Source organism: Acidimicrobiales bacterium (assembly GCA_035531755.1).
Classification (GTDB): Bacteria; Actinomycetota; Acidimicrobiia; order Acidimicrobiales; family UBA8190; genus DATKSK01.
This window is the reverse complement of the sequence record DATKSK010000072.1, coordinates 23949-35515: the sequence shown is the minus strand read 5'-3', so window position 1 is coordinate 35515 and position 11567 is coordinate 23949. Positions and strand designations below refer to the sequence as shown.

Annotated in this window: 9 protein-coding genes; 5 read left to right on the top strand and 4 right to left on the bottom strand. The window is 66.4% G+C overall.

The features are described from left to right. A partial coding sequence (locus VMV22_14590; protein ID HUY23557.1) for a class I SAM-dependent methyltransferase occupies positions 1-759 on the bottom strand: 759 nt, incomplete at its 3' end. A 98-nt stretch (positions 760-857) separates the two neighbouring features. On the opposite strand from VMV22_14590, the gene VMV22_14585 reads away from it, so the two are divergent. Together VMV22_14585 and VMV22_14580 are read left to right on the top strand one after the other, a co-directional pair. Next, complete coding sequence (locus VMV22_14585) at positions 858-1484, top strand: TetR/AcrR family transcriptional regulator (GenBank protein ID HUY23556.1); 627 nt, start codon at positions 858-860, stop codon at positions 1482-1484. A gap of 569 nt (positions 1485-2053) precedes the next feature. Further along, positions 2054-2380: a hypothetical protein gene (locus VMV22_14580; protein HUY23555.1), complete on the top strand. Its 327-nt coding sequence runs from the start codon at positions 2054-2056 to the stop codon at positions 2378-2380. 185 nt (positions 2381-2565) lie between these two features. On the opposite strand, the gene VMV22_14575 is transcribed toward VMV22_14580, so the two are convergent. Further along, positions 2566-2802, bottom strand: a complete 237-nt coding sequence (locus VMV22_14575) for a ferredoxin (protein ID HUY23554.1) — start codon at positions 2800-2802, stop codon at positions 2566-2568. A gap of 675 nt (positions 2803-3477) precedes the next feature. Between VMV22_14575 and VMV22_14570 the strand changes: the two genes are divergently transcribed. Further along, complete coding sequence (locus VMV22_14570; GenBank protein HUY23553.1) at positions 3478-5892, top strand: class I SAM-dependent methyltransferase; 2415 nt, start codon at positions 3478-3480, stop codon at positions 5890-5892. Between the two features lie 93 nt (positions 5893-5985). Here the strand turns inward: VMV22_14570 and VMV22_14565 are convergent, their stop codons facing one another. Further along, entirely contained in the window at positions 5986-7131 is a 1146-nt protein-coding gene (locus tag VMV22_14565; GenBank protein ID HUY23552.1) for an acyltransferase, read from the bottom strand. A 347-nt stretch (positions 7132-7478) separates the two neighbouring features. On the opposite strand from VMV22_14565, the gene VMV22_14560 reads away from it, so the two are divergent. Then, positions 7479-8876 carry an ABC transporter substrate-binding protein gene (locus tag VMV22_14560; protein HUY23551.1) on the top strand — a complete coding sequence of 466 codons (1398 nt, stop codon included), beginning with the start codon at positions 7479-7481 and terminating at the stop codon, positions 8874-8876. Between the two features lie 69 nt (positions 8877-8945). Here VMV22_14560 and VMV22_14555 read toward each other — a convergent pair whose 3' ends face one another. Further along, complete coding sequence (locus VMV22_14555; GenBank protein ID HUY23550.1) at positions 8946-10040, bottom strand: NAD(P)-dependent oxidoreductase; 1095 nt, start codon at positions 10038-10040, stop codon at positions 8946-8948. A gap of 422 nt (positions 10041-10462) precedes the next feature. On the opposite strand from VMV22_14555, the gene VMV22_14550 reads away from it, so the two are divergent. After that, on the top strand, positions 10463-11476 hold the full coding sequence (locus tag VMV22_14550) for a YihY/virulence factor BrkB family protein (protein HUY23549.1): 1014 nt from the start codon (positions 10463-10465) through the stop codon (positions 11474-11476). Positions 11477-11567: the final 91 nt, after the last annotated feature.

The window sequence follows — 11567 nt, the reverse complement described above, 5'->3', positions numbered from 1 at the left end:
GGAGATGCGGATCCCCAGACCGTCGACGTGCAAGGGCTCGATCACCTCGCCCAACGCATCGCAGAAGGCTTCGTAGCCGACGGCTTCGATGGCCGGGATAGATGGTCCTGCGGCGGCGAGCGCCCGGACCGCGGTCTCAAGATCCGGCCACTCGCTTGTGACGTTCACCGTCCCGCGTTCAAGTGGGTGGAACCCCGTCGATAGCAGCATGTCCTCGATAACCCCGAGACGCCCGGTGTCACCTTGCTCACGGCTTGCTTCACCATGGCTGGGAGGCGACAACTCGATGACCTTCAAGAAGTAGGGCATCAGACCGAGATGTTCGTAACGGCCCCAAAAGGTCAAGCCCAGCCGTCCGCCTGGGACGAGGACGCGCCGGGCTTCTCGAAGCGCCCCCTCGCACCCCTTCCAGATCCCATTGAAGCTGGTGACGAGGTCAAAGGCGGCGTCAGGGAACGGGAGGGCGAACATGTCACCCATCCGGAAGTCGCCGCTCGGTGTCCTGGCTCGGGCGATCGAGACGAGAGCTTCTGATGCATCCAGTCCCGAAGCGACCGCCCCCCGGCGAGCGGCAAACTGTGCGGCCAGACCGGCCCCACACGCTATGTCCAAGAGTCGGACGCCGGGACCGACGGCCAGGTGGTCGAAGACGACCTCGTTCGCCGGACGGGCATAGTGCTCGAACAGGTAGGCCCAGTCGGTGGCTCGGGCTCCCCAACCCCGCCCTGCTTCCTCCCAGTCCATGGTGATCTGCGACATCGGACCTCTCTTTAGACGAACGACCGTACAAGAAACTCTAAACGATCGTTCGTCTAAGATGCAAGGTGGCCAGCCGAGAGAACGGGGACGATACGCCGATGCCTGAGGAGGACACCCCGAGAAAGCAAACCCGAGCCCCGGGAGAACGGTCGCGTGCCCGCATCGTGGAACAGGCAGCGCAGCTGGCAACGATCGAGGGAATCGAAGGGCTTTCGATCGGCCGGCTTGCCGACGCCACCGGCATAGCGAAGAGCAGTGTCTACGCGCTCTTCGGCTCCAAAGAAGAACTCCAACTGGCGACGATCAACGCAGCACGCGACAGCTTCATCACGGAAGTGGTCACCCCTGCACTGGATGCGACCGAGCCTGGGCGCGAGCGCCTGCTCGCGCTGTGTGAAGGTTTCCTCTCCTACGTGGAGCGCCGAATCTTTCCCGGTGGCTGCTTCTTCGTGGCCGCCTCGGCCGAGGTTGGTGGTCGCCCTGGCCGTGTCCATGACGAGGTGGCCCGCATCCAGCAGCAGTGGCGTGACTTGCTGGAGCGTGAAACAAAGGTCGCCCTTGAGAAGGGTGAACTCCCAGTTGGCACCGACCCCGGGCAGCTCGCCTTCGAGCTGGGTGTCATCCTCGCCGGGACGAACCTCGTCAGTGTTCTTCACGATGACCTCGCGGTTGTTACCCGTGCTCGATCAGCCGTCAGGAGTCGGTTGTCCACCGAGTCGAGCTAGCACGACCTATCCCTCTGGACAAGCATTCCAGCGCATAACGCGCTTGTGGCGGGATTATCGATCCCGTGCGAGATGTGCCGATATATCGCGCCCAGTACCGAGGCTCAGGTTGACTTCCGACCGATTGATATTCGCGCTTGAGCAGCGCTGCCCGCATTCGGCTAGAGAGCCCGTGGCCGTTCTGTCCGGGTTGCCGTGGGCGGACCCCCACGATCAGCCGTCTTCCGAATTGTGATTGAAGTTTCTTCGGCGAACAGTTGGATCCCGACCTGCGACGTATCGACCTGAATCCTCGGCACATCGCTTCGATGCCACAGGCTCGTCCCCGGTCGGGCGGGGTGACCGGCACATGGGCTCCTTGCGATCGTGACATGCCGTGTGGCGACGCCCGCAGCGTTGGTGGCCATGAAGATCCGGTCGGCGCCTCGACGGCCGCCTGCCGGGATCCAAAAGGCGGATGCCGGTCCTGCTCTTCGTGCTCCGGGCTGTGACTGTGCCCTGTAGGTATTCGCCGACCGAGCGACGGAGAGGATGAGCGACCCTTCGCAACTTCGGCAAGACTGCCAACCATGGCATTCGGCCAACAATCAGGCCCACCCGCCTCGGCAAGCCAGGTGCGGGAGCTGCTGGCCCTCCTCAATGGCGCAGGCCATGCCGACTTTCGCGAGGCGCGTGGCCCGATGGGGTTCACACAGCGTCAGGCTTCTGGCAAGTTCACTCGCGACGAAGCTGCAGGGTTCATCGACCGCCTGCAAACCGCAGAGTTCGGTGGCGAATCGGCTGTTGTCCTCCCGGCGTCAGAGCTGTCTGGCACCGAGCAGTTGATCCGTCGCATGCCTGACGTGCAGATCGCCGCCGAGCTTCGGCGACGGGGGTGGACCGTGACCAAGCCGTAGTTGCGGTTCCTGCAAGATCCTCGCCGTCGAGCCGGAGAGGACCGTCCTCAGAGTGCAGTGGTCGGGCGCCCCGGACTCGGGCCGCCCGCCCCGTATCGCCGGGTCGGAACATTTTCGGGCACTTCGGCCTCGTCGGATCTCATCCTCGCTCCGAGTACGCACGTGACCCAGGACCGAGCGGATTCTCAGGTCTGTTCGATATAGATGCATTCGCCAGGGCATTCCTCAGCCGCTTCGGCAACGGTATCCTCCAACTCCTCGGGGACCGGTGCCATGCCTGCGGCGCCGCCCGGGTCACGACGAATGTGGTCGCTCTCCTTCACATAGGCAAGGCCGTCGTCGAGCAGCGTGAAGACGGCCGGAGCGATCTCTTCACACAGACCGTCACCGGTGCAGAGGTCCTGGTCGATCCAGACCTTCATCGGTCTATCTCGCGATATGCAGACAAGACCACTCGGACACGGGGGTCGAGGTCACGTCGGAGCCGCAAGATGGTGAGAGCCGGCGCCGAAGGGTTCGCGCCAACAGCCATGCGTACGTGGGGGTCGACGTGGTTGGCCAGGGCGGCCAAGCGCCACGGTGACGTGTCGGAGTCAACCGCCTCCCGCAGAGCGCGGGCATGCCCGGTCTCATCGTCGACAACGGTGGTCCGTCGATCCTCGGCGAGCAGTCCAAGGGTTGCCGTCATGAAGCAAGGGATCGACACCTGATCCGAGGACCTTGATGAGGATCACTGTGCGTGTCAGGACTCGCTGCTCGTGGTGTCATCGTCTGCAGCGCTGAATGGGGCCAAGCCTCACTCTCCGAGATGGGTTCCACCACCTGCGGTGCAGAATTCCCCCGCCGCCCCGTGGCGGCTCAAGAGCGCGCCGGACCGACCCGAAGTAAGGGTATCGGTCACGCCCGTCGAGGCGGAGGAGCCATCGGTGACTTCTGCGAGCAAAGCGCCAGTCGACGGCAACGCTGCCGCCCCGCTGGCCACCCATCACAGTCGTGAATGGTTCGCGGCCAAGCTGACCGCTTTCGACACGGGTCGTTCGTCGCACGCCGTACCGCCAGCCACCGGCGCGCATCCTGACCCGGAGATTCTGTCCCTGGTGGCGACGGCCGGGATCGACCACTTGCCCGAGTTGCTGAGTGCGGCGACCGAGTTGCACGATGCCGAGCGTGCATGTCTCGTCATCGACCAGTGCTGGAAGACGCAACCGGCGGCCCTTGTCGTCCTGGCGGCGTTCGTGCAGATCGCGCCCCGACTGCCGTTGACGGACCTGATCGACTGGGCGGGCCGGGTGCGGGCACGCGGGCTCGACGCCCTGTGCCCATTGATGGCGAGGACCCGCGACACGTCGCGGTCGACCGCCGAGCGGGTCGAGGCGGCGCACGCGGCGTGGCAGCGGTACTCGGATCCCGGGGCGCGGGCCGTGCTGGAGTCGCTGGGTGAGTCTGTACCGACGCCGGTCACCGAGACGGCGTCGGGCGCCGTCCGGGAGATCGCTTCCCACGTACCCCTCGGGGCACGCACGATCCTCGAGGTGGGTGGCCCCGGTCCGCTCGGCGCGACCATTGCGTACCGGCAACCCGCCCTGGTACGCCCCGTCGCCGTCGCCGACGCCTCCGTGGGAGCCGAGCCCGACGGACGTCACGACGATGACGACGGTCGTTGGCCCGTCGACGCCGTGGTGGCGACGGACGTCCTCGAGCACGTCGAGGATCCCTGGGCTGTGGTGGGCGAGCTCGGCCGCATGCTCCGCCCGGGCGGGGTGGTCGTGGCCAACCTCCCCAACATTGCCCATCTGGGCGTCATCGCCTCATTGGTGGCGGGCAGCTTCGACTACGACGGCGGGGGAGCGGTCGACCGGAGCCACCTCCGGTTCTTCGCTCCCGCGACGGTTGGCCACATGTTCAGCGCCGCTGGGCTCGAGGTCGAGGCCGTAGAGCCCCTCCGGGATGCCGTGCTGTTCCCGGTGGAGGCGCCGCCGGAGGGCAAGGCCGTCGACCTGGACCTCGGCCACGTCCTGCTCAAGCATGTCGACCGTCACCGGTTGGAACAGCTCAACACCCGCTCGTTCGTCGTCACCGCCCGCAAACGTGAGCCGTTGCCGTCCTTGAGCGCACCCGCGGTGTGGGATTGCGTGCTCTTCTACAACGAGCTCGACATGCTCGAGGCTCGCTTGGAGGAGCTCGAGGGCATCGTGAACCACGTCGTCGTGGTCGAGTCGGAACAGACATTCCGGGGGGACCGCAAATCCCTCACATTTGCCGAGAACAGCGGCCGCTTCGACCGGTTCGACGTCGCCTTCCACCATGTGGCGGTCCAGACGGATCCTGCCTTATCGGCGTGGGAGCGTGAGCGCGTGCAGCGCGACGCCGGTCTTCAGGCTCTGTCGGGAGCGGCACCCGACGATCTGGTCCTGGTCTGCGACGTGGACGAGATCGTGCGCCGCGCCACTATCGACGACATCATCACCGCCACCCAGTCGGGACCCGTCAGCCTGGACATGGCCTTCTACTACTACTCGCTGGGTTGGCGCTCCCCGCAGGAGTGGCGACACCCCAAGGCGCTCCGGGCCCGCGACCTGCCGTGGTCGCTCGACGCCCTGCGGCGCACCGCGACGCTCCCCGCCGTCACCGCCGCCGGCTGGCACCTGTCGTATTTCGGAGGCGAGGAGCAGATCCACCAGAAGCTTCGGTCCTACTCGCACGCCGAATACGACAGTCCTCAGGTACACGACGCCGTGGAGTCGCTCGTGGCGAACGGAATGACCGTCCACGACATCCAGCTCGCACGGGTCCACGACGAGTTCCCCGACCATTTCACCGCTCGTTTCCCGGGTGGCCCACCCGGGGAGCTTCCAGAGGCGGCCTTCCACGAGGAGTGGTACCCCGAACCCCAGCTACACGACCTCGTCGGCCTGCTGCGGACCGTCGTAGCCGAGGAAGTGGACGGCGAGCTCGTCGAGATCGGCTGCTGGGAAGGCCGATCGACAGTCGCCCTGGCCCACGGACTGGCCGGCACCGACCGGAGCCTCCACGCCGTCGACTGGTGGCTGGGGAACACTGACGAGGGCGCCGCTCACCCCAGCGTCACCGCCGCGCGCACGCGAGACGTGTACCAGACGTTCCTCCAGAACATCGCCCCGTATCCGCACGTGTCGGCACACCGACAGGAGGGCGGCGAATTCTTGCGCACCTTCGACCGTACGATCGCCTTCATCCACCTCGACGCCGGCCACACCTATGCAGCCACCAAGGCCCTCATCGACGCCGCCCTCCCGATGCTTGCGCCAGGAGCAATCATCTGCGGCGACGACTACCAGAACTCCCACGCCGGGCGCACGGACCTGGGGGGTGGGGTCGAGTGCGCGGTGCGCGACGCCTTCCACGGCGAGGCCCGGGCACTCGGCAACCTCTGGCTGTTCCGCCGCCCAGCGCACGACCCGGCGTGGTGGCCGGCGCACCATGCCCCCACCCGCGAAGCGATCGACGCGGGCGTTCCCCCTGCGAAGCGCTGACGAGACTCCGATCGATTCAGTGCCGAGAGTGCCGACCGTCGAGAGCGACCGTGCGAACCCCCGAGACATCACATCCTCGGCTTCGAACCAGGGTCAGTCGGCCGACATGACCGTCGCCACGACCTCTTGGCGCGAGCGTGCCAAGACGGATCGACCGAGGTTCCTGACGGGACGTTCGATCAGGTAGTACGAGGTGATTCCCAGGGCGAAGGCCAACCCCAGCTTCTCAGCCACACCCACGAAGCCCGCTCGTCCCCGAGCCACGGAATTGCTGACGATGAAGTAGGCCAGGGTGTGCCACAGATACAGCGAGTACGACCATTTCCCGACAAGGACAAGGGGGCCCCACGACAGCAGGCGGGCAAACCATGTCGTCGGGGCGAGGACCACGCCGACGATCAGGACCGCACTGGCGAGCGCCAACACCGTGGTCGGGCCGACATACAGCCAACGATCCGTCTCCTGGGCCAGTACGAAGGCCACGCCGAGCAAGGCCATCACGCACGGCGGAGCGAAGCGTGTCAGCACGCCCCCCCGGAGGCGGTCGAGATCGCGGTTGACGAACAGCAGCCCAGCCACGCATCCGATCAACAACAAGCCGGCAGTGCAGTCAGGCCCGAAGATGAGGCGCCGGACCGCCACACCGTTGCCGTACAGAGCACACTTGACCAGGAGCGACGCCAGGGCTCCGGCGGCGGCGAGGCCGGCGATCCCGCGACGGCTCATGAAGCGTGACGCCACGATCAACACGATGGGCCACACCACGTAGAACTGATCTTCCATGGCGAGGGTCCAGGTCGGGCCCAGGACGTTGTCCTTGAGCAGGTTGGAGTTCTGGCTCATGTCGACGATGTTGCGGCGGACCTCTACGGTCCATGAAACCACGGTCCCCCAATGGGGGATACCGACGATCTCGGCCCAGATCGTCGCTCCGATCAGGAGTGCGACCAGCCCGGGGTAGAGCCGGAAGAACCGGCGAAGCACGAACCGGCCGTACCTCACACGGCCGGTCATCACACGCTCGTCGAGCAGCAGCGACGTGATCAGGAACCCGGACAGCACGAAGAAGATGTCGACGCCGATCCAGCCACCGGGGGCCCGCAGTGGCAGAAGGTGGAACAGCATGACCATACCGATGGCGACGGCTCGGAGCCCATCGAGCTGGGGGAGGTAACCGAGCCGGCGCGGCAGGACGACATCGCTGACGCGTTCGCTCGATCCAAGGTCAAGCCGAGTCACTGCCGTCCCCGTTGCATGTCCTGGGCCGAGACAGTAGCGAGGGTGACGGCACCGGGAACAACCCGAACGCTCCCGCACGTCTGGGGGCTACCGGGGATCGGCCACTGCGAGAGATATCCCTGGTCAGGGCACCCATGGTCCGCGGATAGGCGGCGTCATGCCTGTGGCGAGGCTCACCGTCCTCCCATCGGCACGTGCCCGCCGAGTCTTGAACCACACCCGAGCAGGCGCAGACCGCCTCCGGACGCGCCGCCGGTGCTGCCGGAACTTCCCAGGGGCTCCCCTGGCGACACTGGAGTGGATGATTCCGGTCAGGCGGACACTGGTCCGAACTGTAGGTTACCGCGATGGTCAACCGGCAGTTCCGGGCAATCTGCGATCGGACGACGATCCCGGATCGGCGGTACCCGGGCAGCCGGGTGCGCCGGCGTCGCACCGCGAGCGCGATGTCGCCGCTGATGCTCGTGATGCTTGCCATCAGCGTGGCGGCATGCTCGTCAGCCGGCTCGGCAGCATCCCCTCCCAAGACGCCCACTGAGCCCACATCGTCCGCCCATGCAAATGGTGGCCGGGGTCCCGCGCCCGGAGTGACAGCCAACTCCGTGACGGTGGGACAAGTCGACGACTTGGGATCACCTATCCCTGGTTTGTTCAAGGGAGCTGAAGACGGCACGAAGGCGTACTTTGCATATATCAACAGCAAAGGTGGGGTCAACGGCAGGAAGCTGATTCTCGACGCCCAGGACAGCACCTTCCAGAGTGGAGAAGTGGCGGTGGCAACCGGTGCGCAGATCCACAACGACTTCGCGCTGGTGGGCGGCTTCTCGCTACTCGATGCCGCCGAGAAGCCTCTGATCGACATCGCCCACGTGCCGGACATCACGCTTCCACTGGACACCGGCATGGTGAGTGACCCGTTCGTCTACAGCGCCCTGCCAAACCCGGTCAACAACTACCCCCTCGGGTTCTTCAAGTACTTGCAGCACACCTACCCCCAGGCCGTGAAGAAGGTCGGCATCATCTGGGCAAAGGCCACACCCGCTACGGCTGCGATCGAGCACACGTTTGAGACAGCAATGACCTCGGTCGGCATACGGATCGTCTATGACCGAGGGGTGGGACCGTTCGACACGAACTTCCTGCCCGACATCGTCTCCATGAAAGATGCCGGTGTTCGGATGTTCATCTCACTCGAGCTCCCTGACAACTTCGCGGCGGCCCTCGCGAGACAGATGCAACAACAGAACTTCACACCGATCAACATCGAGGGTGCTGCCTACTCGAGCCGGTTGTTGGCGTTGGCAGGGAGCGCCGCCGACGGAATGTTCATCTTTCAGAGTTACCCCTTGTACCTTGGCCAGGACGCCAAGACGATCCCGGCCGTCACACAGTTCGTTGCATGGATGAAGAAGGTCGATGCACGCCCCAACTTCGAGATCGAGTCGGTTTCCGGATGGATATCAGCAGAGCTCTTCGCCGCGGCTCTGAAGCATGCGGGTGACCCACCCACGAGAGCCGGACTCATCTCGGCCCTCAACAAGACGACCTTGTTCGACTCCGGTGGGCTGATTCCTCTCAGCAATCCCGCCGGGGAAGTCTCGTCGAGCTGCTTCCTGCTCGCGCAGGTGCGGCACGGCCAGATCCAGCGCGTTCCACCAACGCCCTCGACGGGATTCTTTTGTCCCACTTCGAGCGGTTACCTGACGTCGCCCGGGTACCACCGGATTGTCCGGCCGACCTCGTAGAGACCAGGCCGTTCGGGACGATATGTGTGGACGGTCTGCTCCTGGAGGCCGTAGCGCGGTCGCGTCCGGTCATCGTGTCGGAGCGCTGACCCCCTGCGCGCCGTCAGGTGAGGGGTCGCCCCACTTGCGGTTGATGGTTCCCCACGGGTCTGCATAGACGTCGGTGCGGTGGCGATACGGGGACCTCGACCGCACGTATGCGCGCATGATCGGCGCGGCCGCCCTGAGCGGCCATCGCCGCCAGCCGACTTCGTCCCGGGTCTCGGCGAACATGTCCGGCAGGGAGTGGTGCTGAAAGGACAGCACCTCCTGGGCGCGAACTGTGTCCATCCAGTCCGTGGTGAACCAGTCGCGGTCGCTGTCGGGGTCACCGGGCCGACCGGGGGGCAGGACGCCGACAAGTCCCATGGCTCCGGCCATGGCGGAGCCGAGCGCTCCCTGGACCACCCGATGGGAGTCGTCTCCGCCGATGAGGAGCACCTCCTTGGTGGCACCGGTGGTCGTGGCCCTGGCGAACGCGCTCGCGACATCGCGGACATCCACCGTCTGGATGCGCCCGTCGACGGGCAACAAGCCCTCGAAGTACACCATGTCCTGTCCCACATCCGACCGTGGTACGGGAGTCATCACGCCACCGAGGCGCAGGATCACCCACTCCAGGCCAGACGACCTCAATGCCTGTTCCGCCTCCACCTTGTGGGCTCCGTACAGGTCGCAGGGATCGACCGGCGTCGTTGCCGTCAATAGGGCCGTGCCGCGGTGCGGATTGCGGGCGCCGTAGACCGCGACACTGGACGCCAGGACGAACCGCGGCGGTGACGGGAGCGCGGACGCGGCGCGAACAAGTGACTTCGTCGCATCCACGTTGACCATGCGTGCGAGGTTCCTGCGCGTGTAGCAGACTGGCGGTATCACTGCGGCGAGGTGGATGATCGCGCCGGGATCCACCTCCATGACGAGGGTGTCCACCGCGCCCACGTCAGTCAGGTCCGCCCAGTGGACCTCCACCTGTCCGGAGCGAAGAAGACCGCGTGCCCTCTTGCGGTTGTCCGGTACGTCGAGATCCGTGGCGACCACGTGGCGGCCCTCTTCGACGAGTCGGCGAACGACGGCCGTTCCGACGAGTCCGAGGGCGCCGGTGACGAGGACCGCATCGGTGGTCACGGCTCGCCCGCAACGTCAGGGCGCTCGGCCATCGGGAGTCCTCCTGGTCAGGTGTCTCCCCCTGACGTTACGCCAACTCATTCGCGGGAGGGGTCGGGCCTCACCGGGCACCTGGGAAACCCGGTCCCCTCCCCGGCGCTGTTCAATAAGATCGGCAACCGCCTCCGCAAGGCGGTCCACGACTTCGCCGAGGAGCACGAGGTGGCGATCCTGAAGCTCGAGAAGCCCGACCGGGCGCACTGCGACGACGGCAAGCTCGACCACGTCCGTGATCGTGTCGCGCTGAAGGACACACCGGCTCCCGGCACTCCGGGGGCGCGTGCCGGGAGACGACGCCCCACGAACGACCGCCGGCACGGTCCGCGTCGGCGTCCTGGGGGATACGGAGCGGTCGAGCCCGGGAAACCCACGGGCAGGGGGACATGAGCTTCTTCGCACGACTGGCGCGCCGTCTCGACAGCGCGCAGCGGCGGACTCGGGTCGTGGCGATCCTGTTCGCCATCAACAAGAAGTTCGGCGACGACAACTGCGGGGCCCTTGCCGCCCAGCTGACGTACTACGGGTTCCTCACCCTCTTTCCGCTCCTGCTCGTGCTGGTGACGCTGCTGGGCATCGTGGCCGGGGGGAACCCGTCCTTCGAGCACCGCGTGGTGAGCTCGGCGCTCTCGCAGTTCCCGGTCATCGGCAGCAACAGCGGGCGCCTGTCGCTCGCCGACAACATCCACGGGCTTCGCCGCAACGGCGTGTTCGGCATCGCAGTGGGGGTGCTCGGCCTGCTGTGGGGAGCCGTGGGCTCGGTCCAGAGCGGGCAACACGCCATGGCGCAGGTGTGGAACGTCCCGCAGGTCGACCGGCCGGGATTCGTCCCGAGGACGCTGCGCGGTCTGGCCACCCTGGGCATCGCCGTCGTCTTCCTGGCCGCGAGCATCGGGTTGTCGAGTGTCGCCGCGTTCGGCAGCCACGTGACCCTGATCGTGCGGTGCCTCGAGATCCTCGGGTCCCTGGTGGTCGACGGGGCCTTGATGGTGGCCATCTTCCGGATCCTCACGCCGAGGACGGTGACCTGGCGGCACCTCTTGCTCGGTGCCGTACTCGCGGGCCTCGCCTACGGCGCCCTACAGATCGGTGGCGCGCTCCTCGTGGGCCACGAGCTGCGTCACATGAGCCAGGTCTACGGGTTGTTCGCCATCGTGCTCGGTGCTCTGTGGTGGATCTACCTCCTGGCGCGGGTCGTGCTGTACGCGGCCGAAGCCAACGTCGTCGTGGCCCGCCGGCTGTGGCCCCGCGGGATCATCGTGCCACCGCTCACGCCAGCCGACATCGAGATGCTCCAGACGTATCCCCGCCAGGAGGAGCGCCGGCCGGAGGTGTCCGTCACCGCCACCCTCCAATCGTCGCGCGACGCCCGGGACGATGCGGAGCCCGCTGGCCCGTAGGGACCGGGGACAGCGGGCCGACACCGGATTCCTGGCCCGACGTCGTCGAGGCGGCCGGCTCGTTCCGGGTCGCCATCGCCGCCCGCGACCG